This window comes from Brevibacterium epidermidis NBRC 14811 (genome assembly GCF_001570805.1).
Classification (GTDB): Bacteria; Actinomycetota; Actinomycetes; order Actinomycetales; family Brevibacteriaceae; genus Brevibacterium; species Brevibacterium epidermidis.
In genome coordinates this window covers 1-24,886 of the sequence record NZ_BCSJ01000006.1, presented here as the reverse complement: position 1 = coordinate 24,886, position 24,886 = coordinate 1, and the positions used below count along the sequence as shown (strand labels likewise).

At 64.4% G+C, this 24,886-nt stretch carries 21 protein-coding genes; 10 read left to right on the top strand and 11 right to left on the bottom strand.

Annotated features, from left to right (window positions below; translation table 11 throughout):
- The first annotated feature begins 109 nt into the window (after positions 1-109).
- The 5 genes from ilvA (at position 110) to BEP01S_RS04775 (ending at position 4,516) form a co-directional block, all read left to right on the top strand.
- Positions 110-1,381 carry a threonine ammonia-lyase IlvA gene (ilvA, locus tag BEP01S_RS04795; RefSeq protein ID WP_039209495.1) on the top strand — a complete coding sequence of 424 codons (1,272 nt, stop codon included), beginning with the start codon at positions 110-112 and terminating at the stop codon, positions 1,379-1,381.
- A gap of 105 nt (positions 1,382-1,486) precedes the next feature.
- Positions 1,487-2,497, top strand: coding sequence for an NAD(P)H-quinone oxidoreductase (locus tag BEP01S_RS04790; protein ID WP_062241071.1), 1,011 nt, complete (start codon positions 1,487-1,489; stop codon positions 2,495-2,497).
- Positions 2,494-3,099 carry a proteasome activator gene (locus BEP01S_RS04785; protein ID WP_083532544.1) on the top strand — a complete coding sequence of 202 codons (606 nt, stop codon included), beginning with the start codon at positions 2,494-2,496 and terminating at the stop codon, positions 3,097-3,099. Before BEP01S_RS04790 ends, BEP01S_RS04785 begins: the two co-directional genes overlap by 4 nt.
- Entirely contained in the window at positions 3,096-3,677 is a 582-nt protein-coding gene (locus tag BEP01S_RS04780; protein WP_062241069.1) for a hypothetical protein, read from the top strand. Before BEP01S_RS04785 ends, BEP01S_RS04780 begins: the two co-directional genes overlap by 4 nt.
- Positions 3,674-4,516 (top strand): Cof-type HAD-IIB family hydrolase, encoded by an 843-nt coding sequence (locus BEP01S_RS04775; RefSeq protein ID WP_083532543.1) that lies wholly within the window; start codon positions 3,674-3,676, stop codon positions 4,514-4,516. Before BEP01S_RS04780 ends, BEP01S_RS04775 begins: the two co-directional genes overlap by 4 nt.
- Positions 4,517-4,585: 69 nt before the next feature.
- Here BEP01S_RS04775 and BEP01S_RS04770 read toward each other — a convergent pair whose 3' ends face one another.
- Together BEP01S_RS04770 and serS are read right to left on the bottom strand one after the other, a co-directional pair.
- Positions 4,586-5,446 carry an HAD family hydrolase gene (locus BEP01S_RS04770; protein ID WP_244882067.1) on the bottom strand — a complete coding sequence of 287 codons (861 nt, stop codon included), beginning with the start codon at positions 5,444-5,446 and terminating at the stop codon, positions 4,586-4,588.
- Between the two features lie 111 nt (positions 5,447-5,557).
- A complete protein-coding gene (serS, locus tag BEP01S_RS04765; RefSeq protein WP_062241065.1) occupies positions 5,558-6,838 on the bottom strand; it encodes a serine--tRNA ligase in 1,281 nt (426 codons plus the stop codon).
- 81 nt (positions 6,839-6,919) lie between these two features.
- Between serS and BEP01S_RS04760 the strand changes: the two genes are divergently transcribed.
- The 3 genes from BEP01S_RS04760 (at position 6,920) to BEP01S_RS04750 (ending at position 12,067) form a co-directional block, all read left to right on the top strand.
- Positions 6,920-8,035 carry a diacylglycerol/lipid kinase family protein gene (locus BEP01S_RS04760; protein ID WP_039212633.1) on the top strand — a complete coding sequence of 372 codons (1,116 nt, stop codon included), beginning with the start codon at positions 6,920-6,922 and terminating at the stop codon, positions 8,033-8,035.
- 222 nt (positions 8,036-8,257) lie between these two features.
- Entirely contained in the window at positions 8,258-10,501 is a 2,244-nt protein-coding gene (locus tag BEP01S_RS16975; RefSeq protein WP_062241063.1) for a hypothetical protein, read from the top strand.
- Positions 10,502-10,744: 243 nt separating this feature from the next.
- Positions 10,745-12,067 (top strand): LPXTG cell wall anchor domain-containing protein, encoded by a 1,323-nt coding sequence (locus BEP01S_RS04750; RefSeq protein ID WP_062241061.1) that lies wholly within the window; start codon positions 10,745-10,747, stop codon positions 12,065-12,067.
- Positions 12,068-12,214: 147 nt separating this feature from the next.
- Here the strand turns inward: BEP01S_RS04750 and BEP01S_RS04745 are convergent, their stop codons facing one another.
- The 7 genes from BEP01S_RS04745 to BEP01S_RS04715 form a co-directional block, all read right to left on the bottom strand.
- A complete protein-coding gene (locus BEP01S_RS04745) occupies positions 12,215-13,090 on the bottom strand; it encodes a DUF1206 domain-containing protein (RefSeq protein ID WP_062241060.1) in 876 nt (291 codons plus the stop codon).
- Between the two features lie 183 nt (positions 13,091-13,273).
- The gene (locus BEP01S_RS04740) at positions 13,274-13,690 is read right to left on the bottom strand and encodes a heat shock protein transcriptional repressor HspR (RefSeq protein ID WP_280512731.1); all 417 of its coding nucleotides are present in this window, start codon (positions 13,688-13,690) and stop codon (positions 13,274-13,276) included.
- Positions 13,691-13,728: 38 nt separating this feature from the next.
- Entirely contained in the window at positions 13,729-14,745 is a 1,017-nt protein-coding gene (locus tag BEP01S_RS04735) for a DnaJ C-terminal domain-containing protein (RefSeq protein ID WP_062241057.1), read from the bottom strand.
- Positions 14,746-14,927: 182 nt separating this feature from the next.
- Entirely contained in the window at positions 14,928-15,608 is a 681-nt protein-coding gene (locus tag BEP01S_RS04730) for a nucleotide exchange factor GrpE (RefSeq protein WP_062241055.1), read from the bottom strand.
- Entirely contained in the window at positions 15,608-17,470 is a 1,863-nt protein-coding gene (dnaK, locus tag BEP01S_RS04725) for a molecular chaperone DnaK (protein ID WP_062241054.1), read from the bottom strand. The genes BEP01S_RS04730 and dnaK overlap by 1 nt, the downstream gene beginning before the upstream one ends.
- A gap of 220 nt (positions 17,471-17,690) precedes the next feature.
- Positions 17,691-18,035, bottom strand: a complete 345-nt coding sequence (locus BEP01S_RS17325; RefSeq protein WP_373277895.1) for an ATP-binding protein — start codon at positions 18,033-18,035, stop codon at positions 17,691-17,693.
- A 382-nt stretch (positions 18,036-18,417) separates the two neighbouring features.
- Entirely contained in the window at positions 18,418-19,446 is a 1,029-nt protein-coding gene (locus tag BEP01S_RS04715) for an ABC transporter substrate-binding protein (protein ID WP_244882066.1), read from the bottom strand.
- 135 nt (positions 19,447-19,581) lie between these two features.
- On the opposite strand from BEP01S_RS04715, the gene fepB reads away from it, so the two are divergent.
- Entirely contained in the window at positions 19,582-20,613 is a 1,032-nt protein-coding gene (fepB, locus tag BEP01S_RS04710; RefSeq protein WP_083532540.1) for a Fe2+-enterobactin ABC transporter substrate-binding protein, read from the top strand.
- Between the two features lie 143 nt (positions 20,614-20,756).
- Here the strand turns inward: fepB and BEP01S_RS04705 are convergent, their stop codons facing one another.
- Together BEP01S_RS04705 and BEP01S_RS04700 are read right to left on the bottom strand one after the other, a co-directional pair.
- Positions 20,757-22,025, bottom strand: coding sequence for an alpha-hydroxy acid oxidase (locus BEP01S_RS04705; protein ID WP_062241048.1), 1,269 nt, complete (start codon positions 22,023-22,025; stop codon positions 20,757-20,759).
- A gap of 88 nt (positions 22,026-22,113) precedes the next feature.
- Positions 22,114-23,802 carry an L-lactate permease gene (locus tag BEP01S_RS04700; protein WP_062241046.1) on the bottom strand — a complete coding sequence of 563 codons (1,689 nt, stop codon included), beginning with the start codon at positions 23,800-23,802 and terminating at the stop codon, positions 22,114-22,116.
- 239 nt (positions 23,803-24,041) lie between these two features.
- On the opposite strand from BEP01S_RS04700, the gene BEP01S_RS04695 reads away from it, so the two are divergent.
- Entirely contained in the window at positions 24,042-24,827 is a 786-nt protein-coding gene (locus BEP01S_RS04695; protein ID WP_062241202.1) for a FadR/GntR family transcriptional regulator, read from the top strand.
- Positions 24,828-24,886 lie beyond the last annotated feature (59 nt).

The window sequence follows — 24,886 nt, the reverse complement described above, 5'->3', positions numbered from 1 at the left end:
TCGGGAGCCGAATCACGGGGTTCTGGCGGGTGCGAGGTGTCCTCATGTCGATACGAGTTGCCAAATGGCAAGACAAAGGGCGCACAATAGTCTGGTGGTTGAAACAGACATGACACCCCAGAAGCTCACACTCGCCGGCGAGGTCGAGGCGGCTGCGCTGCGAATTTCCGATTCCGTCATCCTGTCGCCACTTCAGATCTGCGAGCGGTTGACGACCGCAACCGGTTCCACGGTCTACCTCAAGCGCGAGGACCTGCAGATGGTGCGGTCCTACAAGATCCGCGGCGCCTTCAACTTCATGCTCCAGCTCGACGCCGACGAACGCGCCCGTGGAGTCGTGTGTGCTTCGGCGGGCAACCATGCGCAGGGCTTCGCCCGCGCGTGCAAGGAACTGGGCATCCAGGGCACGATCTTCGTCCCGAAGACGACGCCGAAGCAGAAGATCGAACGCGTCCGCCACTTCGGCGGGGAGCAGGTGACGATCGAAATCGCCGGCTCCACCTACGATGACGCCTCCGCGCTGGCGCACCGATTCGCCGAACGCAATGAGGCACTCCTGGTTTCGGCGTTCGACGATATGCGCACGATCGCAGGTCAGGGCACCGTGGCCGCTGAGATCCACGCACAGCTCGAGACCGATCCCGACTACATCATCGTGCCCGTCGGCGGCGGCGGAGTGCTCGCGGGAGTCGCCGCCTATGCTGCCGAACGGATGCCGAACACGAAGGTCATCGGCGCCGAACCCGCCGGAGCCGCCTCGATGATTGCTGCTCTCAAGGCCGGCCACCCCGTGACCTTGGAGAACATCGACCGCTTCGCCGACGGCACTGCCGTGCGCCGGGCCGGCAACATCACCTACGACGTCATCGCCGAACACGGACTCGACATCCGCCCCGTCGCCGAAGGCGCGGTGGCCACCGAGATGCTCGACATGTACCAGGTCGACGGAATCATCGCCGAACCCTCCGGAGCCCTGGCCTCTGCCGGGATCGGGGGACCGGACTCCGACAAGCCGATCACGATCGAACCCGGATCGACCGTGGTGTGCCTGGTCTCCGGCGGCAACAACGACATCTCCCGCTACCCGGAGATCCTCGAACGCTCCCTTGTCCACGAAGGCCTCAAGCACTACTTCATCGTCGACTTCCCGCAGGAGCCCGGTGCACTGCGCCGGTTCCTCAACGAGGTGCTCGGACCCGAGGACGATATCGCGATGTTCGAGTACGTCAAACGCTCCGACCGTGAGACCGGACCGGCGTTCGTCGGCATCCAGCTCGGCTATGCCGAGGACCTGCCGAACCTGCTCGAGCGGATGGAAGCCTCATCGATCGAGGTCGAGCGCGTTCACCAGAACTCGCCGATGTTCCGCCTCTTCGCCTGAGGTTGGGTTGCGCAACTTGGCGGCTCGCCGCTGCTGAGTGGCGGATGATCGCCTGAGGAGCGGAAGCCCCTGCCCTCTCGCGCACCCAGCTACTAGAGTGGTTGCATGCGCGCTATCACGATCTCCTCCCCCGGTGACCCCGAGGTTCTGCAGGTCACCGACGAACCGACACCCGAGCTCGCCGCGGATGAGGTACTCGTCCGCGTCCATGCCGCCGGAGTCAACCGGGCCGACCTGCTGCAGCGTCGCGGATTCTACGATCCTCCACCTGGAGCCACCCTGATTCCCGGTCTCGAGGTCTCCGGCACGATCGAGAAGCTCGGCGCCGACGTCACCGGCTGGTCCGTCAGCGACCGCGTGGCGGCTCTGCTCTCCGGCGGCGGGTACGCCGAGTCCGTACCCGTTCCCGCAGGTCAGCTGCTTCCCGTCCCCGATGACTTCGACCTCACCGAGGCGGCCGCGCTGCCCGAGGTGCTGTCGACCGTCTGGTCGAACATCGTCGGCCGCGGACAGGTGAAGGCAGGCGAATGGCTGCTCGTCCACGGCGGCGGGTCCGGCATCGGCACGGCCGCCATCCAGATCGCGCGCCACCTCGGCGTGAAGATCGTCGTGACGGTCGGCTCGGATCGGAAGGCCGAATTCTGCCGCAGCCTCGGTGCCGATGCCGTCATCAACTACCGCGAAGAGGACTTCGTCGAACGCGTCCGCGAGATCTGCACTCACGATGACGGGTCGACAGGCGCCGACGTCATCCTCGACATCATCGGCGCGAAATACCTCGAACGCAATATCAAGGCGCTGGGCACCGACGGCCGACTGGTCATCATCGGCATGCAGGGCGGGACGAAGACCGAGATCAACCTCGGTTGGCTCATGCAGCCGCGCAAGTCCGTATCCGCCACGACCCTGCGGGCGCGGCCGAAGGAACAGAAGATCGCCATCGTCGCCGAGGTGGCCGAACAACTGTGGCCGGCCGTGATCTCGGGCGACATCCGCCCCATCATCCACGAAAGCATGCCGTTGGCTGAGGCCGTCCGTGCCCATCAGACGCTCGAGGACGGGGCGAACATCGGCAAGGTTCTGCTCATCGTCGATGAGGAAGGTGCACAGCCATGACCGAGAACCCCGGCACAGGAGACGGTGTCGAGAACGACGCGACTCCGCCCACCGGCGCAGAGTCGCCGGCCGACAGCTCAGCGCCCACCGGCGCAGAGTCGCCGGCCAGTGAATCTGCGCGGGCCGACGGCTTGGCGCGGGCTCAGCACGATCAGGCGGATGTCTCCTCACCGGCGAAGGTGATGCGCATCGGCACCATGGTCAAGCAGCTGCTCGAGGAGGTCCGCGGCACCGAGCTCGATGAGAAGGGACGCGAACGTCTCGCCGAGATCCACCGCCGCTCCATCGACGAACTCGAAGAAGGACTGTCGAAGGATCTCATCGAAGAGCTCGAACGCCTCGACCTGCCCTTCGATTCGACCGACGGTCCGCCGACGACTTCGGAGCTGCGGATCGCACAGGCTCAGCTCGTCGGCTGGCTCGAAGGTCTCTTCCACGGCATCCAGACGGCGATCATGGCACAGCAGGCTATGGCCCAGCAGATGGGCGGTCGCGGCCAGCTGCCTCCGGGTATGGTTCCACCCGGGATGACACCGGCGAAGGGACAACCCGATGAGAAAGAGTCGGACCGCGACGATCGCGGCACCGGCAACTATCTGTGAAGCGCTTCTTCTCCGGCTTGCGCAAGAAGGCGACGAAGACTGCGGTCAAGGACGATGACCGGTTCGGCACCGGCCTGTGGCGGCACAACCGCGACCGCTTCATCCGCGCCGTCGACCGGTACTACACCACTGCGGTGGCCCTCCACGAGGCACGGGACTCCAACGGCAGCGCCACGTCGGGAACCGCCTCGGCGAACGCGGACGACACATCCGACGGCAAGGCCACGGCCGCCTCGGCGAAGGATCCCGTCGACGTCATCGTCGACGGCACCCACCGGCTCAACGCACTCGTCGATGTCGTCGACGAGCTGACCGCGACCCTCCATGCCCGCTTTCCCGTCACCGGTCAGGTGGTGCCCGGGCCCGCGCGGCGGGCCGTCGGCGATGCACCGGAGCTGCTGACGAAGGCGTCGTCGAAGGTCGGTGAGGCGGTGCTTGCGGCATCGATGGCACGGTCGGAGGTGCCGACGGGACGGTCGATCGACTCGAGCGCCGAGGCCACGGTTCGGTTCATCTCGGACGCCGAGGAGCTGCTGGGGCGGGCGCGGGAGATTCTCGCTAAGGTAGAGGCACCATGAGACCTCCGATCAGCCCCGACATCCTGCCGCCCGATGATTTCGACCTCGGCCTCGTCGCCAGCGATATCGACGGCACTCTGCTGCTGAACTGGAAGCCGATCTCGACGGCCACGATCGATGCGATCCATCGTTGCCAGGATGCGGAGATCCCCTTCGTCCTCGTCACCGGGCGGCCCATGCGGTGGCTGGCACCGATCGCCGAGCAGATCCCGGACCTCGGTCGCGTCGTGTGCCTCAACGGCGCGGTCGTCTACGACATCGCCTCTCAGTCCGTCGTCGACGCCCACACCATCGACTCACAGACGTTGGCGGAGATCACCGCGGCGGTCCGCGTCGACCATCCCGAGGCCCGGTTCGCCTACGAGACGCTCAACGGCGGTTTCATCGACAGGGAGTTCGTCACCGGCCGACCGCGTGAGGCCAGAATCATCGCCGATGTCTCCGAACTCGCCGGCGAGGACGTCGTCAAGGTGCTCGTGCGTCTGGAGACGAGCGATTCGCAGGCGATGCACGACCTCATCGATCCGCTCGTCGACGGCACCTGTCATGCGTCGTTCTCCGAACCGGACAACGGGCTCGTCGAACTCGCACCATTCGGAATCACGAAGGCGAAGACGCTGTCGGATCTGTGCGACCACCTCGGGGTGGCGCGGGCTCAGGTGATGGCATTCGGGGATATGCCCAATGACATCGAAATGCTGTCGTGGGCCGGGCACGGGGTCGCGATGGGCAATGCGCTGGGGTCGGTCAAGGCGATCGCCGCGGCCGTCACCGACGAGGTCGACGATGATGGCGTCGCCCGCTACCTCGACGCCGTCTTGGACACCCGCCCCAACTAACCCCAATTACTACGTGACGGCGGCCCAGCTACCTCGCGCGAGGTTGCTGGGCCGCCGTCGGGTAGCAATTCAGGGGTGGGTGTTGGTGGTGCCCTCCGCTTCGAGCAGCGCTGAGTCGAGGTCGAAGTAGTCGACCAGAGCCACGGCGAGGCCGTCGTCGTCGATCGAGTCGGTGACCACGCTCGCGAGTACCTTGAGGTCGTCCTTCGACTGGCCCATGACGATTCCGTGCTCGACCCATTCGATCATCTCGATGTCGTTGAGTCCGTCGCCGGCGCCCACGGTGTGCGCATGTTCGACTCCGAGTTCCTCAGCCACGAGCTCCAGGCCGCTGGCCTTCGAGACCCCGTCCGGAGCGATGTCGAGCCAGTTGCTCCAGCCCACCGAATAGCTGACCTCATGCAGTCCGAGCGAGTCCACGGCGGCCGCGAACTCCTCGGCAGTGCCGTTGACCTCACGCATGACGATGCGGGTGGCCTGCTTCGTCAGCAGCTCTTCGAAATCCACGATGTCGAGGGTGTCTGATTCGGCGAGTTCGCCGACCGGGAACGCCCCGGACGCCCACCGGTGCAGGTCCGGATCCTCGACGAGGAACAGCGCCGTCGGCAGCGCCGCGTGCATCTGCTCGAGCGCATCCTTCGGGTCGAAGGACACCACATGGTGCATCTCCCACCCCAACGGCAGCTCCGGGTCGAGGCGGACGACGACGGACCCGTTCGAGCACACGACGAATCCGTGCTTGAGATCGAGCGCGTGGACGACCTCGAGCGCGCCAGGCAGGGCACGGCCGGTGGAGATCACAAGGTGGTGGCCCTCCTCGGCGAGCCGATCGAGCACCTGCTTCACCGACTCCGACAGGGATCCGTCGTATCCGACGATCGTGCCGTCGACATCGAGTGCGATGAGGTGCGGGGTCAATGTGTCTCCCAACGTATGCGTGATTTCTCTTGTCGTCGTTCCTACCGGCGCCGAGGCGACCGAACCCAACCGAGTCCCGCCGAGTTCCGCAGCACGGTCAGTTCCCCGCCACCCGGCACAGCCTCAGTAGCGCGGTCCTTCCGGTCCCTGTGCGGTCATCCCACCGAGGTAGGGCCGCAGTGCCTCGGGCACCGTGACCGAGCCGTCCGCCTGCTGATGGTTCTCGAGGATCGGCACCAGCCAGCGGGTGTTGGCCATGGTTCCGTTGAGGGTGGCGACGGGGCGGGTCGATCCGTCGCGGCGTTCGCGGATCTGCAGGCGGCGGGCCTGGAACGTCGTGCAGTTCGACGTCGAGGTCAGCTCGCGGTAGGTGCCCTGAGTCGGCACCCAGGCTTCGCAGTCGAACTTGCGGGCGGCCGAATCGCCGAGGTCGCCGGCAGCGGTATCGATGACCCGGTAGGGCAGCTCGCACAGTCCGAGCATCTTCTCCTGCAGCGACAGCATCCGCTCGTGTTCGGCTTCGGCGTCCTCGACCGGGACGTAGGCGAACATCTCCACCTTCTGGAACTGGTGGACGCGGATGATTCCGCGGGTGTCCTTGCCGTAGGAACCGGCCTCGCGACGGTAGCAGGAGGAGATTCCGGCGTAGCGCAGCGGACCATCGGTCAGGTCGATGATCTCGTCCATGTGGAATCCGGCCAGAGGCACCTCGGAGGTGCCGACGAGGAACAGGTCGTCGGCTTCGAGACGGTACACCTCATCGGCGTGCTCACCGAGGAACCCGGTGCCGCGCATAACCTCGGGACGAACGAGGGTCGGGGTGATGGTCGGGTTGAACCCGGCCCCCTCGGCGACGTCGCGGGCGAGGTTGAGCAGGGCCATTTCGAGCTTCGCACCGAAACCGGTGAGGTAGTGGAAGCGCGAACCGGAGACCTTCGTGCCGCGGGCGGTGTCGATGGCCTTGAGCTTCTCGCCGATCTCGAGGTGATCGAGCGGTTCGAAGCCGTCAGGGGTGAAGTCGCGGGGCTCGCCGACGGTCTTGAGCGTCACGAAGTTCTCTTCGCCGCCGGCAGGGATGCCGTCGATGATGAGGTTCGGGACCTTCGACACGAGCTGGTCGAAGGCGAAAGTGGCTTCTTCGGACTCGGCCGACAGTGACTTCACTGCCTCGGACTTCGCCTTGCCCTCGGCGATGAGCGCCGGCTTGTCCTCCTTCGACGCCTTCGCGATCTGGGAGGAGAACGACTTCTGATCCGCACGAGCGTCTTCGAAGGCGGTGATGGCCGCACGACGAGCGGAATCGGCGGCGATGACTTCGTCGATGAGCTCGACGGATGCCCCGCGAGCCTCCTGCGATGCCTTGAACAGGTCCGGGTTGTCTCTGAGAAGCGCTAGATCGATCACCCTCTCAGCTTAACGGGCCGGGCGTGTTTTCGACATTCGACCCTCAGCCTGCACACGACTCGGGCACTGTAGATTTGGGACATGATCATCGAGTTGGATCCCCTGATGACCTGGGTCATCGTCATCGGTGCCCTCGTCGTGCTCGTAGCCGCGTTCCTCATCGGCCGCCGCTACGGCGTGCGACGCACGCTCAACACGATGAGACGCTACGCCCACCCGGCGAACCTCTCCGACGAGGTGGTCGATGACGCGGCCCGGTACCGTGCCGCCCTCATCGTCAATCCCACGAAGACCGATGTGCGCAATCTGGCTGCCACCGCCGAGGCGATCTGCCGTTTCGAGGGGTGGAACCCTCCGCTCGTGCTTGAGACCACCCCTGAGGACTCCGGCGAGGGGGTCACGGTCCGCGCCCTCGACGAGGGGGTCGACGTCGTCATCGCCGCCGGCGGGGACGGGACCATCCGCGCGGTCGCCTCGGCGCTGGCAGGAACATCGACCCCGATGGGAATCGTTCCGCTGGGAACGGGGAACCTCCTTGCCCGCAATATCGACCTCGTCCTCGACAAGACGGAGTGGGCGCTGCGGATCGCCCTGTGGGGACGAAATCGCGAGATCGACGTGGGGATGGCGAAGACCGCCCCGGACGGCGATACCCATATCTTCACCGTAATGACCGGGCTTGGCTTCGACGCCGCGGTCATGGCCGACACCAGCGACGACCTCAAGGCACGTCTCGGATGGCTCGCCTATGTCGAAGCGGGGTCACGGAAGCTCACCGGCAAACCCAGTCATGTCAAGGTCACGTTCGACGACGAATACCGGATCTCGGCGCGGGTGCGCTCGGTCCTCGGCGGCAACTGCGGGAAGCTGCAGGGCGGCATCCAACTGCTGCCGCAGGCGGTCATCGACGACGGCATGCTCGACGTGCTCATCGTCAGCCCGAAGAACCTCGGCCAGTGGGTCGGCGTGCTCGCATCGATCGCCGGCCGCAGGGCCTCACGCGGGCTGCATACGAACATCCGGAAGTGCCGCAAGGTCGTCATCGAAGCCGGCGACGACGTCGATATTCAGCTCGACGGGGATCCGCTGGGACAGTCGTCGTACCTCGAGATGGAAGTCGATCCCTCAGCCCTGACCGTCCGAGTGCCCACCGTCGAACAGCGCAAGCAGATCCGCGCCGAGGCGTGGCCGGTCTAACGCGGAACCGCTGAGTTCGCGCAGCTGGCGCTTCCCCTCGCCGAGGCGGCCGTGACAGTCATGTTTTTACCGACGAGTAGGTCACGAAACGATTAAAGGAATTCACCTAAGTGTTACCGCATCTAAATCTGAACAAAACGTACAGAAATAGTTTAGAAAACCCTTAGAACCTAGGATGAGTGCCGTATCACACCCCTCGTTACAGAGATTGAAGGCACTCCAATGAAGAAGATCATCCTCGCGCCGGCAGTCGCGCTCGCGTTCACCGGTCTCGTTGCGAGCCCGGTCGTCGCCGCGGAATCGACGTCCGCTCAGTCGGCATCCACGCAGACTGCCAAACAGAAGAAGGTCGACGCCGAGAAGGCCGCCGCTGACAAGAAGAAGGAAGAGGCCAAGAAGGCTGCGGCTGAAAAGGCTGAAGCCGAGAAGAAGGCCGCCGCAGAGAAGGCAGCTGCCGACAAGAAGGCCAAGGAAAAGGCTGAAGCAGCCAAGAAGGCCGCCGCTGACAAGAAGAAAGCGGACGAGAAGAAGGCTGCCGAGGACAAGAAGGACGACGCCAAGAAGCCTCCGAAGAAGGTCGATCCGAAGCCCGCTCCTGCCCCCAAGGACGAGGACAAGGACGCCAAGGACGACGACAAGTCCGAGGACAAGGCCAACCCGATCAACGCCTCGGTGCAGGTGACCTCGGGTGAGGTCACGGCCGAAGAGCTCGCCGAGGAAGGCGTGACCGTCAAGGTCACTGGCCTCGAAAAGGGCGACAAGGTCTCAGCCAAGTCCGGCCTGACCGGCCCGGCCGTCACCGCTCAGGGCTCGACCGCGACCATGAAGCTGCACTCGGCCAACGAGGTCAAGCAGAAGAGGGTCAACTTCGCTCTCCAGCTGGAGCGTCCAGGCACACAGTCAGTCACCGAAACCAGCGTGGTCCCCCTGGCTGACGAGTCCGAGGCCCCCGAGGTCGACCCGACGGTCTCGCTCAGCACCGACGAAATCTCGCAGAGCGGCATCGAGGATGACGGCATCAAGGTCACCGGCGAGGGCTTCACCCCGAACGGCACCGTCAACGTCGTCGGTGGCGCCGAACAGTCCCCCTTCGCAACCCAGGAAGTCACAGCCAACGCCGACGGTGAGATCACCGCTACTCTGAAGTACGAGGCAGAAAAGAAGCTCCCGGCCGGCGACTACGCCGTCTGGGGCGTCGATCAGGGGTCCAACACCAATTCCCCGGCTCAGGACTTCACCGTCACCGAAGACCCGGTCATCGACCCGACCGTCAAGGTCGCTTCGAAGACGATCTCCCTCGAGGACTTCAAGAAGGACGGACTGAAGTTCAGCGGAACCGGGTTCTCCCCGGACGGAACTGTCAGCGTCAAGGCCGATGCTGTTTCGCAGCAGAGCGCTGCCGCTCCTCAGGACGCGCCAGCCCGCGCCGATGAAGACGGCAACGTCGAAGGCGTCGTCAAGGCGCCCGCGTCCTTCGAGGCCGGCACCTACTCGCTGACGTTCATCGACGACGTGACCAGTGCCGCCAGCAACTCTGTTGAGGTCACTGTCACCGAAGACGATGAGGACGCTGTCGATCCGATCGATGCCTCGCTCAAGGTCGATCCGAAGGAGATCACCGCCGAGGATCTCGCCAACAAGGACAAGGGCGTGACCGTCACTGTCTCCGGCGTGAAGAAGGGTGACAAGATCACGGACTCCCTCACCGGAGAGACCGAGACGGCAGAAGCCGACGGTGACTACGAGCTCAACCTCTGGTACGAGGGCAACCCCGACAACCTCGAGGTCGGCAAGGTTCCGTTCACCGTCACCATCGACCGTGAAGGCACCGAGTCGGAGACCCTCGAGGGCAACATCAACGTTGTCGCCGAAGACGGAGACGATGACGGGGACGACGGTAACGAAGACGGCAATGACGATGGCAAGGATGGCAGCGACGACGGGGACGACGGTGAGACCGAAGCTCCCGCCGATGCATCCTTCACGGTCTCCCCGAAGAAGATCGAGGCCGCGGACTTCGCCAATGAGAACAAGGGCGTCACCCTCGCCGTCGAGAACTGCGAGCCCGGTGCGGATGTCCACTTCGAGGTCAACCCGAAGGGCATCAACGTCACGGCGTACGAGAACACCGTCACGGCTGATGACGAAGGCAATGCCTCGGTCAACGTCTTCGGCACCTCGTCGGATGTCTCGGCCTACGTCGGTGCTTACACCGCAACCGCGACCTGCGGTGACGACACCATGAAAGACTCCTTCACAGTCACCGGTGGCGCCAATGGCGGCGGATCTGACGGCGGCGACAACGGAAATGCCGGAAACGGCGGAGACGACGGCAGCCAGCTGCCGCGTACCGGTGCCGACCTCGGCGGACTGACGACGGGAGCCCTGCTCCTCCTCGTCGGTGGTGCTGCGATCGCACTGACCGGCCGCAAGAACAAGTTCGGACAGACTCCGACGAGCTTCTGATCCGAGCCAGGCGGTCAGCCTGGAACGACAGACGAAGGGGCGGCTCAGCACACACTGAGCCGCCCCTTCGTCTATCGTGAAGCCGATGGCGAATCGGTGCTTCCAGGTGAATGGAAAATGAACTCTGCGACGGGGCCGAAGTCAGTGCTGAACAAAACGACCACAACTATGTGTGTGGTGAATGTTGCATTACTGTTACATTCGTAATACTTCACACCCAGCTGTCATTTTCTAAGGAAATACATGAAGAAGCTCGCCCTCGCACCCGCGGTGGCCATCGCCATCACCGGCCTGGCCGCATCCCCAGTCATCGCTGCCCCCGAAGCTCCTGCCCAGGCAGCATTCGACCAGACGAATGTTCAGTCGTCGACGAAGCAGTCGAACAAAGAAGCTGAGCCGCAGGCGCTCGAAGCATCCGCAACAGTCTCCCCAGAGACCGTTTCCCAGTCTGATCTCGTCGAGCCCGGCGTGAAGGTCACTGTCACCGGTCTCGAAACCGGTGACGTGGTTTCCGATGATCTGACCAACGAAACCGCACCAGCGGCCGAGGGCGATACCGTCTCCTTCAACATCGTCAACAAGACCGGCGACCCTGCAGCAATCGAGCCGGGCAAGATCGAGTTCACCGTCACGGTGAAGCGCGGCGAAGAAACCCAGGAGATCCCTCTGAGCTTCACCGTCACGGAAGACGGATCCGACGAGCCCGAGGCGCCCGAGGTCGATCCCAAGGTCTCGCTCAACACCGACGAGATCTCGCAGAGCGAGTTCGCGAAGAACGGCATCGAGGTCACCGGCGAGGGCTTCACCCCGAACGGCAAGGTCACCGTCGTCGGCGGCAACGCGACGTCGCCGTTCGCGACCAAGGAGGTCGAAGCCGACGACGAAGGAAAGATCTCCGCCACCCTGAAGTTCGAGGGCGACGAAGCACTTCCGGCCGGCGACTACTCCGTCTGGGGCGTCGACCAGGAGTCCGAGACCAACTCCCCGGCTCAGGACTTCACCATCACCGAGGATGAGACCGAAGAGCCCACCGCTCCTGCTGAAGAAGCCAAGCTGACCGTCTCCCCCGAGTCGATCACCCCCGCTGACTTCGTCAAGGAAGACAAGGGCGTCACCCTCGCCGTCGAGAACTGCGAGCCCGGTGAAGACGTTCGCTTCCTCGTCACCCCCAAGGGCGAGTCGAGCGTCACCGCCTTCGACAAGACCGTCCAGGCTGATGACGAAGGCAAGGCCAACGTCAACGTCTACGGCACCAGCGCCTCCAACGCCTCGGCCTACATCGGCGACTACGATGTGACCGTCACCTGCGGCGATGACGAACTGACCGGTGAGTTCTCCGTCGAGGAAGATCCGAACGCCGGCGGCGGCGATGACGGCAATGAGGACGGCAACGGCGGAAACGACGATGGCGACAACGGAGATGCCGGCAACGGCGGCGACCTGCCTCGCACCGGTACCGAGCTGACCGGCCTCGTCGGCGGCGCGGGCCTCCTCCTCATCGGTGGAGCCGCAGTCGCTATGACCATGCGTCGCAAGAAGGTCGCCCAGGATCCCGCTGAGATCTGATAGCGACTGACCTGACTGATCGTCCGAGCTCGACTGAGCCGGGCGTGAGATGAAGAAGGGCGCGAACCCAATGTGGGTTCGCGCCGTTCTTCATCTTTCTACAGACAAATATCCGCGGCCAACATCTGCAGCCCGGCAGACGACAGCTCATTCCATGCGGTCGTACCTCGAACGCAGGGCGAGGAAGCCTCCGTAGAGGACCAGGCCGAGACCCACCGCCAACAGCAGATACGGCCCGAACGGCTGGTCGCGCATGCCCTTGAGCGCGCCGTCGATTCCGGTGAATTCCTCCGGATCACCGGTCGCCGCGGACACCACGATGAGGATGCCCACTGACAGCAGCGTTGCGCCCTTGCCCAGGTACCCGACGACGCCGGTGAATCCGACGAGGAAGCGAATGATCGCGCTCTGCGGACGACGCAGCTCCTCTTTCCATTTCCGTCGCTGACCATTGATACAGAACACGATGCCGATGATCGCAATCACGGCGCCGGCGGCCAAGAGGATATACAGTCCGCCCGGCGCCTTCGCCACGGTCGTCGAAGCCTGTGAGCTCGACTTGCCCGAGTCCGCTCCCCCGCCGAAGACGAACTGCGCGAATGTCGCGGCGACCACCAGGTAGGCGATGGCGGAGCCGACCATGGTGAGGAAGCCGGTCCACTGCTTCCGGCCCTGCTTCTGCTGCGGATCCTTCGTTCCAGCGCCGCGCAGCGACGCCGAACCGAAGAACGCATTGATCAGGCACCACAGCGCCATGAGCGCACAGCCGAGGAAGCAGATGATGATCAGCACCATGCCGAAGGGCTGCGAAGCGATCTGCCCGATGGCTCCCGCCTGATCGGCCTCGCCTCCGCCCTGGCCCAGTCCGATCGTCACAGCGGTCGCCCCGAGGATGGCGTGGACCAGTCCGTTGGCAATGAAACCCGCACGGGCGACTCTTTCGAACCACTGGCTGTCCGCGGCTTCCTGAGCCGCCGAGTCGGCGCTGTCGGCGACCTGTCGAACCTTCTCTTTCTCGTTCACAGAAGTCAGTGTCGCACGACATCTGCACCAATCTGCGAAGTTGAAAGTCACAATCAGGTGCACATTCGAAAGGCGGAGCGCGCACCCACAATGGGGTACGCGCTCCGCCTCGGCGTTCATGGCTGCCGTTCGCTATTGCGCTCCGACCCGACCTCGCCGTTCGGCTCAATCGTGCCGTTCAACTCAGCCGCGGCGGTACCGGTTGTACAGCACCAGGGCTCCCGGTTCAGGGCGACCCTGTGGGCGTCGTCCCCGCGAGATCGAGACGACGTCTCCGCCCACGGTGCCGGCGGCGAAGACGCGTGCATCGCGTTCCTGTGCCGACCTGCGTGCCCGAACTTCGTCCTCGAGTTCTTCATTGCGGCTCTTGAGTGCATCGACCTGATTCTGTAGGTCGATGATCTTCTTGATCCCGACGAGGTTGACTCCCTCGTCCTGCGACAGCTGCTGGATCAGTCGCAGCTTGGCGATGTCCTTCCCGGAATAACGCCGGCCCCGGCCCGCAGTGCGTTCCGGAGAGACGAGACCCAGTCGGTCATACTGCCGCAGCGTCTGCGGGTGCATGCCCGCCAGATCCGCGGCCACCGAGATGACATACACCGCCGCACTCGATGAAATGTGCAATGTGATTCACCACCTCAACTGGCCTTGGCTTTGTCCAGCAAGCCGGCGCGTGGATCCTCACCTTCGGTGGCGGCCTTGAACGACTCGACCGCTTGCTTGGCTTCCTTGGACAGGTTCTTCGGCGCCACGATCTCGACTGTCGCCAGCAGATCGCCGGTGCCCTTCTTCGTCTTCACACCTTTGCCTCGCACGCGCAGGGTCCGTCCGGAGGGCGTTCCCGGTGCGACCTTGACCTTGACGGGCATTCCGCCCAGGGTCGGCACCTTGACCTCGGCGCCGAGGGCCGCCTCGTCGAAGGTGATCGGCAGATCCATCCGCAGGTTGTCACCGTCGCGGGTGAAGACCGGGTGCGGGCTCACGTGCACGGTGAGGATGACGTCTCCGGGCTCGCCGCCGTTGGGGCTGGTCTTGCCCTTGCCGGCCAGTCGGATCTTCTGTCCGTCCTTGACCCCGATCGGGGTGCGCACGGTCAGCGGCTTCCCGCCGGGCATGTTCAGCTTCACCGAGGCGCCGTCGATGGCTTCGGTGAACGACAGCGTCGTGCTCGACTTGATGTCGCCGCCCTTGACCGGAGGCTGGTAGCCGCCGTATCCGCCGCTACCGCCGAAGCCTCCTCCGAATCCGCCGAGCAGATCCGCCAGGTCAGGGGGGACGTCTCCCCCGCCGCCGTAGGTCGTGCGGGTCCGGGTGCGTCCGCCGCCTCCGAAGAGGTCGGAGAACACGTCGTCGAATCCGCCGCCGGCAGCCCCGCCGGGTCCGCCTGCACCGGCGCTGAACCTGGCGCCGCCGCCCATGGCGCGGACCTGGTCGTACTGGGCCCGGGATTCCTTGTCGGAGAGCACCTGGTGGGCCTGGCCGATCTCCTTGAACTTCTCTTCGGCCTTCTCATCACCGGGGTTGGCGTCCGGGTGGTACTTGCGCGCGAGCTTGCGGTAGGCCTTCTTGATCTCGGCGTCGGAAGCATCCTTGGAGACGCCGAGGGTTTTGTAGAAGTCCTTGTCGAACCAATCATTCTGAGGTCCGGTATTCACCTGGCACCTCCTTTCCTTCCAATCAATCCTGTCATCACGGTATTCACTTGTCCTCTCACAATCCGCATCGCCGGGGCATAAGCCCCGAAGATCCGGACCGCCGCCGAGGCGGTTCCCCGGCCCCGTACGTCAGTGAACCGGCGTGCGGGGCGGGCGGCCGCCTCGGCGATCATGGTCGTAGCTCAGTCCTCCGGCTGCTGGACACCGACGCGGGCGGCGCGGATGATGCGCTCCCCGATCCGGTAGCCCGGCTGCATGACCAGGAAGAGCGTCGGGTTCTCGACCTCATCCGAAGGCTGCTGCATGAGCGCTTCGTGGATGTTCGGATCGAACTCGTCGCCGACCTCTCCGTACTGTTCGACGCCGAGCTTGTTCAGCGATTCGACGAGCTTGTTCACGTGGGTCTCGAAAGGCCCGGTGACATCGCCGTTTTCGCGAGCGAGCTTGACCTCGTCGAGCACGGGGATCAGGGCCTCGACGACCTTGATCGTGCCGCCGAGAGCCGCACGCTCACGTTCGCGGTCGGCCCGCATCCGGTAGGCCGCATATTCGGCGTTGATGCGCTTGAGGTCGGCCAGGTATCCCGCTGCCTCCGAACCCGGTTCGGGCTCGGCCTCCGGCTCGATGTCCTCGAGACCCGAGGCATCGGACGGGATGTCCACACCGAGGTCGCTGGCATCGGCCGCGGCTGCATCCGGCTGCTCGGCGTTCGGTTCCGCGGTCGGCTCCTCGCCGGCCCCGGCCGAGGCTGACTGTGCGTCGGCCTCGGGACGGACCTCACCGGTGTTCGGATCGACCCGGCGCTTGTCACTGAAGGTGAAGCCTGGCTCCTCGGACGACTTGTCGTTGCCCTCGGCAGTCATTACTTCTTCTCCTCATCCTCTTCGTCGACAACTTCGGCGTCGACGACATCGTCGTCTGCGCTTGCATCGGCTGCGCCCTCACCGGCAGCTTCGGCGCCTTCGGCACCGCCCTGCTGGCTGTAGATGGCTTCGCCGATCTTCTGCTGGTTCTCAACGAGCTTGTCGTAGGCGCTCTTCACGGCGTCGTCGTCTTCACCCTTGAGTGCTTCCTTGACGGCGTCGACATCGCCCTGCATCTCGGTCTTGAGCTCTTCGGGCAGCTTGTCAGCGTTGTCGGTGAGCAGCTTCTCGGTCTGGTAGGCGAGGTTCTCAGCGTTGTTGCGGACGTCGGCTGCCTCGCGGCGCTTCTTGTCCTCTTCTGCGTGTTCCTCGGCCTCGCGGACCATGCGGTCGATGTCTTCCTTCGGCAGTGCGGAACCGCCGGTGATCGTCATCGACTGCTCGGTGCCGGTGCCCTTGTCGGTGGCCGACACGTGGACGATGCCGTTGGCGTCGATGTCGAAGGCGACCTCGATCTGCGGCACACCGCGCGGAGCCGGAGCGATGCCGGTCAGCTCGAAGGTGCCGAGGTTCTTGTTGTCGCGAGTGAACTCACGCTCACCCTGGAAGACCTGGATCGACACGGAGGGCTGGTTGTCCTCAGCGGTGGTGAAGGTCTCCGAACGCTTGGTCGGGATCGGGGTGTTGCGCTCGATGAGCTTGGTCATCACACCGCCCTTGGTCTCGAGTCCGAGCGAGAGCGGGGTGACGTCGATGAGCAGGACGTCCTTGCGCTCACCCACGAGGACACCGGCCTGAACAGCGGCGCCGATGGCGACGACCTCATCGGGGTTGACGCCCTTGTTGGGCTCCTTGCCTCCGGTGAGTTCGGTGACGACGGCGGAGACGCCGGGCATACGGGTCGAACCGCCCACGAGGACGACGTGGTCGATGTCGCTGACGGAGACACCGGCGTCCTTCATGACTGCGTGGAAGGGAGCCTTGGTGCGTTCGAGGAGGTCCTTGGTCAGGTCCTCGAACTTCGCACGGGTGAGGGTCTCATCCAGGTGGATGGGTCCGTTCTCGCTCATCGACAGGTACTGCAGCGAGATGTTCGTGCTGGTGGCCGAGGACAGTTCCTTCTTGGCCTGCTCTGCGGCTTCCTTGAGGCGCTGCAGAGCGGTGGCATCCTTGGTCAGGTCCACGCCGTAGTTGTTCTTGACCTGCTCGACCAGCCAGTCGACGATGCGCTGATCCCAGTCGTCACCGCCGAGGCGGTTGTCACCGGAGGTCGCACGGACCTGAATGGTGGAGAAGTCGTCTTCGTCCTTGCCGACTTCCAGCAGGGAGACGTCGAAGGTACCGCCACCGAGGTCGAAGACGAGGATGAGCTCGTCTTCCTTGCCGCGCTCGAGGCCGTAGGCCAGAGCGGCAGCGGTGGGCTCGTTGATGATGCGCGAGACGTTGAGGCCGGCGATCTCACCGGCGTCCTTCGTGGCCTGACGCTCAGCATCGTTGAAGTATGCGGGAACGGTGATCACCGCGTCGGTGACCTTCTCCTGCAGGTATTCCTCGGCGTCGTGCTTGAGCTTCTGGAGGATGCGGGCCGAAACCTCGGGAGCCGTCATCTTCTTGCCGCCGATCTCGGTGGACCAGTCGGTGCCCATGTGGCGCTTGACCGAAGCGACGGTGTTCTTGATGTTCGTGACGGCCTGGCGCTTGGCGATCTCACCGACGAGGGAGTCGCCGTTCTTGTTGACTGCGACGACGGACGGGGTGGTGCGACCGCCTTCCGCGTTTGCGATGACCTTCGGGTCGCCGCCCTCGAGGACGGTGACGACGGAGTTCGTGGTTCCGAGGTCGATTCCGACTGCACGTGCCATAGTTTTCTCTCCTTACAGATCGTGAGTTCCTGCGACTCGAATGTGTGCGATCGGGCGGCTCCGGTTCTTGAGTCAGAACCACTCGACCGCACACATTGAGCCAACTGGACTCAAGTATTCTCTTCGAGGTTTCGACCGTCAAGTCGGCCTCATCAAAGTTGCGTACACTAGACTCAACTTTGCTGAGGATGGTTTTATTCCGGCGGGAGAGGATTTCTTTTCAGACAGCCGCTGCGGTATCGAGCAGGCCGAGAACTTCACCGACAACAGCGTCCCGATGCGACAGCACGACACGGCCCCAGGGCTCACCGTCACCGAGGCTGTCACCACGCAGGATGCGTTCGCGCAGTTCGACCCAGCGCCTCCAATGTCGGTCGAAGGCGCGTCGTCTCACGACCCTCTTCCGCTGTGCCTGACCGCGAAGCGCGGAATCTCGATCCGTATCGATGAAGATGATCATCGGTCGATATCCGAGAATTCCTGCAAGGCTCACAATGAGTCGGCGACTCCATCGGCGGGTGCCCGGATCATGGACGACCAGCGGTCCGCCAGCCTTGTTGAGCATGAGCGCAAGCACGCGGAGGTGGGCAATCGTGTGAAGAATCGGTCGAACGAGCGCGTACGGCAAACCACGGCATCCGCTGACGCAGCCGACGTCGCATGTTCTCCGGGTCCGCCGACCGCACCCGAGGCGATCGGCCCCGTAATACTCTGAGCGCTTCGGTCTTGCCTGCCCCGGGAACCCCGGCGATGACTACGAGAGGAGTGACCGCAGCACTGCCCGATGGGCCGCTTTCGCGTCCTTTGAAATTCCGGTCAAGTTCCCCGACGAACCCGTCGTCGCCTCTCGCAGCGGCTGCTGATCCCATGGTGACCTCTCCGAGTCAGATGATGAGAGTCAGCCTAGAGGCGATTTCTTCGCCGTCACTGCGAAATCTCTCGGAGATTCACTCGCCGAGGTGGCCCTCCAGATCATCGAGGATCTGACCGGCCCCGGTCGGGCCGAGTCCAAGGAACCAGACATCGTCATTGACGCGGATGGCCTTGCTGTCCTTGACCGCGTCGAGACCCTTCCATTGGCTCGACTCGAGTGCCTTCTTCTCCCCGGTCGCCTCCGGATCGCCATAGCTGGTGTAGAAGACATAGTCGCCGGCCGCCTGGTCGAGGTTCTCCGGAGAGATCTCGACGGCGAGCTCGTCGACGTCCTGATTCTTCGGGCGCTTGAACCCGGCATCGTGGAGGATGACTCCGATGAGCGACTGATTCGCGTACAGGCGGAGGCGATCAGGCATGAAGCGCACGAGCGAGATCGTCGGGTCGCCGTCGACGGAGTCCTTGAGCTCTCCAGCCTCGCGAGCGTACTCCTCAAGCTCCTTCGTCGTCTCGTCTTCCATGCCCATCGCCTCACCCACGAGGCGGAAGTTCTCCTTCCACGGGAAACCGGGACGGATCGAGAACACCGTCGGAGCAATGGAGTCGAGTTCGTCATAGAGTTTGTCGGCGCGCAGCTGGCTGCCGAGGATGAGGTCAGGTTCGAGTGAGGCGATCTTCTCGAGATCAAGCTCCTGAATCGTGCCGACCGTCTCGACTCCCTTGACCTGGTCTTCGAGATAGCTCGGCACCGGGCTGGCGCCTTCGGTCGTCACCATGCCGACGGGTGTGATGCCCAGCGACAGGACATCGTCGAGCTCTCCCGTGTCGAGGACGACGACGCGCTCGGGCTTCTTCTCGATCTCCGTCGTGCCATTCGCATGCTTGACCGTCCGCGGGAAGACCCCGGCCTCGGCATCGCTGCCGAGCTTCGCAGTCTCCTCATCAGCAGTGCCGAAGGCCTCGCCTCCTGTCGCAACATCTTTGTTTCCGGCGTCCCCGTCGGCGCCCTTGTCACCCTCGGCGGCACAGCCGACAGCGAGCAGGGCAATGGTCAGAGCTGAGGCGGCCACAGCAACCGCCCGATTCTTCAGAGTCGATTTCACGAAGATGAGCCTACCCTAAGTGGATACTTCGCTCGACACGCCGCACCTTCCGCTGAATCGCACCACGAATGCAGTTTCCCGGACCTACTTAGGTTAGGCTCATCTTCGCAAGCGAACATTCTCGAAAGGTCCCCTATGTCCCGCGTCAAACCCGGCAGCACACGCGTATTTGCCGCAGTCACCCTCGCCACCGCTCTCAGCCTCAGCGCCTGCGGCGGGTCCGGCTCTTCCGACTCCGGCGATGGCGACACCGCCGCCGACGGTCAATGGCCCCTGACGATCACGGACGACGCCGGCCACGAAGTGACCATCGACGAAGCTCCCGAATCGATCGTCTCCACCTCGGTGACTCTCACCGGCAGCCTCCTCGCCGTCGACGCACCGGTCACCGCCTCCGGGGCCACCATGCCCAATTCCCCCGTTGCCGACGATCAAGGCTTCTTCACGCAGTGGAGCGACGTCGCGAAGGAGAAGGACGTCAAGGCCCTCTACCAGGGCGACCCCGATGTCGAGGCCGTACTCGCCGAGGAACCTGACCTCATCGTGGTCTCGAAGACCGGCCAGGACTCAGCGAACGCCATCTACGATCAGCTCAGCGACATCGCTCCGACCGTCGTCATCGACTACGCCGACAAGGACTGGCAGGAGGTCACCACCAAGCTCGGTGAGATCACCGGCCACGAGAATGAGGCGAAGAAGGTCAACGACGAGTTCGGTTCCCGCGCCGAGGAGGTCAAGTCCGCCATCGACGCCCCGAAGCAGCCGGTCACCGGCATGATCTTCAACGAGAAGGCCAAGGGCGGAGGATCCGGGGCCAGCGCGAACATCTGGACCCCGGAATCCGCTCAAGGCAAGCTCCTCCAAGAGGTCGGCTTCGAACTCGCCGAGGTCCCCGAAGGCACGGCCGGTCAAGGCGAAATGGGCAAACGTGCCGATATCGTCGAAGTCACCGGTGAGAACCTGTCGAAGGCCGTCACCGGCGAATCCGTGTTCCTGTTCAACGCGAACGAGAAGACCGCCGCGTCGTACGCGAAGAACTCGCTGGTCGAGAGCACACCGGCGGTGAAGAACGATGCCGTCTACCCGATGGGCCTCGACTCATTCCGCCTCGACTACTACTCCGCCACGAACGTCCTCGACCGCATCGAGGACGAATTCGGCAAGTGATCACCTGAACCCGAAACGGACGGCCGGCAACGACGATACTTCTCGCTGCCGGCCGTCCGTTCTCTGCCTATGGAGCCATCTGGGCGACCCCGGCGGGGCCGCCTCGGTGGTCGGATCGACCTTCGCGGGGCCGCCTCGGCGAATCAGCCCTTGGCCGGGCGGGAGCTGATGATCTCCGCGCGCTCGTCGCGGTTGAATTGACGCAGCTGGGTCACATGGGACGGGTTGAGCTCGGAGACATCGGCGACCTGGAGCAGGCGCATGGTGCGCTCGACCTGCTCGCCGAGGATCTCGATCGTCCGGTCCACTCCTGCTCGACCGCCGGCCATGAGCCCGAAGAGGTAGGCGCGGCCGATGAGCGTGAAGTCCGCGCCCAGCGCCAACGACGCGACGATGTCGGCGCCGTTGCGGATTCCGGTGTCGATGATGATCTCCACGTCCTTGCCGATCTCGCGAGCCACCTCGGGGAGGAGTTCGAAGGGCACGGGCGCGCGATCGAGCTGGCGCCCGCCGTGGTTGGACAGGACGATCGAATCGACGCCGAGGTCGGCGAGCTTTTTCGCATCCTCGAGCGTCTGCACGCCCTTGACGGAGAATTTGCCGGGCCACATGGCGCGGATCTCAGCGAGGTCATCGAAGTTGATGGAGGGGTCCATCGCCGAATCGAGGAGCTCGCCGACGGTGCCGCCGGTCTCCGACAGGGACGCGAACTCGAGCTTCGGGGTGGTCAGGAAGTCCCACCACCACCAGGGACGAGGGATGGCGTTGAGGATCGTCTGCGGGGTCAGCTGCGGCGGAATGGAGAAGCCGTTGCGCGTATCGCGCAGTCGGGCACCGGCGACGGGAGCGTCGACGGTGAAGAAGAGAGTGTCGAACCCGGCGTTCTTCGCCCGCTCGACGAGGCCGTAGGAGATGTCGCGCTGCTTCATCACATAGAGCTGGAACCAATTGCGCCCGTGCGGGTTGGTCTTCTTGACGTCCTCGATCGACGTCGTGCCCAGCGTCGAGAGCGTGAACGGGATGCCCGCAGCCCCCGCGGCGCCGGCGCCGGCGGTCTCACCCTCGGTCTGCATGAGTCGGGTGAAGCCGGTCGGCGCGATGCCGAAGGGCATGGCCGAGCTGCCGCCCATGATCTGGGTCGAGGTGTCGACGTTCGTGACGTCCTTGAGGATCGAGGGGTGGAACTCGATATCGCGAAAGGACTGGACCGAGCGCTCCATCGAGATCTCACCCTCGGCGGCCCCATCCGTGTAGTCGAACGCCGCGGCCGGGGTCCGGCGCTTCGCGATCTTGCGCAGGTCCTCGATCGTCAGCGCATTCTCCAAGCGACGCTTCTTCGGGTCGAGTTCGAACTTCTTGAACTTCATCAGCTCGAAGATCTCGGCCGGCTGAGGAATCTGCCTCTTGACCATGTTTTTCGCTCCTTTGATTAGGCGGTGGTTGAGAAGTGGGTGGTGGCTGGTGCGGGTGGTCCGATCGGCAAGACGGCGCCGCGCGGATTCAGGAGCCGGGGACCATCCAGGACAGCACCGTCGACTGGAGTCCGACGAGCAGACACATGGCGATGAGCATGCCCAGGGACCAGCCGATGACGCGGCGGAGGATCGAGGCCTCCTTGCCGAGCAGACCGACGGCGGTGGCCGCGATGGTGAGGTTCTGCGGGCTGACCATCTTGCCGAGGACGCCGCCGGAGCTGTTGGCGCCGACGAGCAGCAGCGGGTTGAGCCCGGCCTCGTGTGCGGCGGTCTGCTGCAGGGTCGCGAACAGTGCGTTCGCCGAGGTGTCCGAACCGGTCACAGCAGTGCCCAGCCAGCCGAGGATCGGCGAGAGGAAGGCGAAGAAGGCTCCGGTGCCGGCGATCCAGGTTCCGATGGTGATCGTCTGGCCCGAGAGGTTCATGACATAGGCCAGCGCGAGAACGGAGCCGACGGTGAGGATCGAGAACTTCATCTTCACGACGTTGACGATGAACACATCGACGGCGTCCTTCGCCGACATCTTGTACACGATCGCGACGATGACGCCGGAAATGAGCAGCAGGGTGCCAGGGGAAGACAGCCATTGGAAGTTGTAGACCGTGCTCGTCGAGACTTCGCCGGCGGCGTTGCGGATGTTCCCATCCAGTCCGGGCCAAGGGATCTTCACATCGGTCGAGGCCAGCCAGTTGTTGATTACCGGCACGAGTTTGGCCACGGAGAAGATGACGATGACGAGCAGATAGGGAAAGAGCGCGAGGAAGACTCGGGACCCGGTCAGCGGCGCGGTCTCCTTCTTCACATCGGTGGCAACGGCAGCAGAGGCACCGCCGGCATCAGGAGCATCGGCGCCTTCGTGTTCGCGCTCATCGGCCATGCGGTCGAGTGCGTCCTGACCGCCCTTCGGCTTCCAGAAGCGCAGCATGATGACGACGACTGCGAGGCCGACGAGGGAGGCGATGATGTCGGTGAGTTCGACGGAGAGGAACGTGGCGGAGACGTACTGGGCGAGGCCGAAGGCGATGCCCACGACGAGGGCAAGCGGCCAGATCTGCTTCAGCCCGCGACGCCCGTCGACGAGCAGGACGAGGAAGAGCGGCACGACTGCGGCGAGGAACGGGGTCTGGTGACCGACCATGGCGCCGATGTCCTGGTAGTCGATTCCCGTCAGAGTGCCGGCGGTGATGATCGGGATGGCGATGGCGCCGAAGGCCACGGGCGCGGTGTTGGCAACGAGGACGACGACGGCCGCTCGCATAGCGGTGAAGCCGACGGCGACGAGCATGACACCGGTGATCGCCACCGGGGCACCGAATCCGGCGAGCGCTTCGAGGAGGCCGCCGAAGCAGAAGGCGACGATGATGGCCTGGATGCGCGGGTCATCGGAGATGACGTTGATGACCAGCCGCAAGTCCTCGAAGTGGCCCGAGCGCACGGTGAGTTCGTAGAGCCAGATCGCGGTGATGACGATCCACATGATCGGGAACAGTCCGAAGGCGACCCCCTGTGTCGCCGAGAGCGCGGCGAGTCCGACCGGCATTCCGTAGGCGGCGATCGCGACGATGAGAGCGACGCCGACGGCGGTCAGTCCGGCCCAATGGGCCTTCCATTTGAGTGCGCCGAGGGTGACGAAGATCGTCAGCAGCGGCAGGATCGCCAACAGGGACGACCACAGCAGGCTGTCGGCCACCGGTGCGATTTCAGGTGTGTACATGGCTTCTCCAAATCGGCCGGGCCTGCCCACATCGGGTCCGTTCCCCTGTGAACGCGCTCCGAACTCGAACGATCAGAATTTTCAGTATGGCCTTTATGAGGTCAGACCATTAATCTGAGCATAGGACGAGGGTGTGATCTGCGTCAACTGTTTTCTTCCGGCGGCGGTTCCGGTCGCATCCCCACGAGCAGGACGACGAGCAACGAGAGGCATGACATGATGGCGCGGTGGAGACGACCATGAACGATGACACGAACGAGGTCCGCCCGGAACAGACAGTCAGCGCCGAGGCGGCCGACGGTCCCGAATGGAAACCCGTGAACCGGGCGAGCACCTATGAGCTCGTCATCGATGCCGTCGAAGAGCAGATCATGGCCGGTTCGCTGGGGGTCGGAGACCCTCTGCCTGCCGAACGGGACCTGGCGACGAAGCTCGGCGTCAGTCGCGCCAGTGTGCGCGAGGCGCTGCGCGTGCTCGACAGCCTCGGCGTCGTCCGTTCCTCGGGCGGGTCCGGCCGCGGCGCCGGCACGTTCATCGCCGCGATGCCCTCGGCTGCACTCACCCGGTTCCTCCGCCTCCACGTCGCGCTCACGAACTTCAGCATCGACGACGTGACTGAGACGCGCATCCAGCTCGAACGCTCGAGCGCGGTCCTCGCGGCGACCCGTGCCGATAAGGACGCGCTGGCCGAGGTCAATGCGCAGCTGGCGATGATGGACACTCCCGGGATCAGCCTGGAGACCTTCAACGACGCGGACACCGCTTTCCACGTCGCCATCGCCCAGGCGGCTGGAAATCAGCTGTTCTCCGACCTCACCGGGGCCATCCGCACTTCTCTGCGGAAGTCGATCTTCTCCTCATTCAGCCGCGTCGACGATCCGCAGGCGCTCATGTCCCAGTTGCAGGCACAGCACCATCAGATCCTCGACGCCATCGTCGCCGGCGACGCGGACGAGGCTGCGCGCGTCACCGAAGAGCACATCCGCTTCGCCGCTTCACGCCTCCCCGGCCTCTCCGAAACCTGAAACCCCCTCCCCTTGCTACCTGACGGCGGCCCAGCAACCTTGCGCGAGGTTGCTGGGCC

Excerpts from the sequence above, each read along its gene's own strand:
- ilvA (WP_039209495.1), top strand. The coding sequence starts at position 110 with ATGACACCCCAGAAGCTCACACTCGCCGGCGAGGTCGAGGCGGCTGCG.
- BEP01S_RS04790 (WP_062241071.1), top strand. The coding sequence starts at position 1,487 with ATGCGCGCTATCACGATCTCCTCCCCCGGTGACCCCGAGGTTCTGCAG.
- BEP01S_RS04785 (WP_083532544.1), top strand. The coding sequence starts at position 2,494 with ATGACCGAGAACCCCGGCACAGGAGACGGTGTCGAGAACGACGCGACT.
- BEP01S_RS04775 (WP_083532543.1), top strand. The coding sequence starts at position 3,674 with ATGAGACCTCCGATCAGCCCCGACATCCTGCCGCCCGATGATTTCGAC.
- BEP01S_RS04760 (WP_039212633.1), top strand. The coding sequence starts at position 6,920 with ATGATCATCGAGTTGGATCCCCTGATGACCTGGGTCATCGTCATCGGT.
- BEP01S_RS16975 (WP_062241063.1), top strand. The coding sequence starts at position 8,258 with ATGAAGAAGATCATCCTCGCGCCGGCAGTCGCGCTCGCGTTCACCGGT.
- BEP01S_RS04750 (WP_062241061.1), top strand. The coding sequence starts at position 10,745 with ATGAAGAAGCTCGCCCTCGCACCCGCGGTGGCCATCGCCATCACCGGC.
- BEP01S_RS04730 (WP_062241055.1), bottom strand. The coding sequence starts at position 15,608 with ATGACTGCCGAGGGCAACGACAAGTCGTCCGAGGAGCCAGGCTTCACC.
- dnaK (WP_062241054.1), bottom strand. The coding sequence starts at position 17,470 with ATGGCACGTGCAGTCGGAATCGACCTCGGAACCACGAACTCCGTCGTC.
- BEP01S_RS17325 (WP_373277895.1), bottom strand. The coding sequence starts at position 18,035 with ATGCTCAACAAGGCTGGCGGACCGCTGGTCGTCCATGATCCGGGCACC.
- fepB (WP_083532540.1), top strand. The coding sequence starts at position 19,582 with ATGTCCCGCGTCAAACCCGGCAGCACACGCGTATTTGCCGCAGTCACC.
- BEP01S_RS04705 (WP_062241048.1), bottom strand. The coding sequence starts at position 22,025 with ATGGTCAAGAGGCAGATTCCTCAGCCGGCCGAGATCTTCGAGCTGATG.
- BEP01S_RS04700 (WP_062241046.1), bottom strand. The coding sequence starts at position 23,802 with ATGTACACACCTGAAATCGCACCGGTGGCCGACAGCCTGCTGTGGTCG.
- BEP01S_RS04695 (WP_062241202.1), top strand. The coding sequence starts at position 24,042 with ATGAACGATGACACGAACGAGGTCCGCCCGGAACAGACAGTCAGCGCC.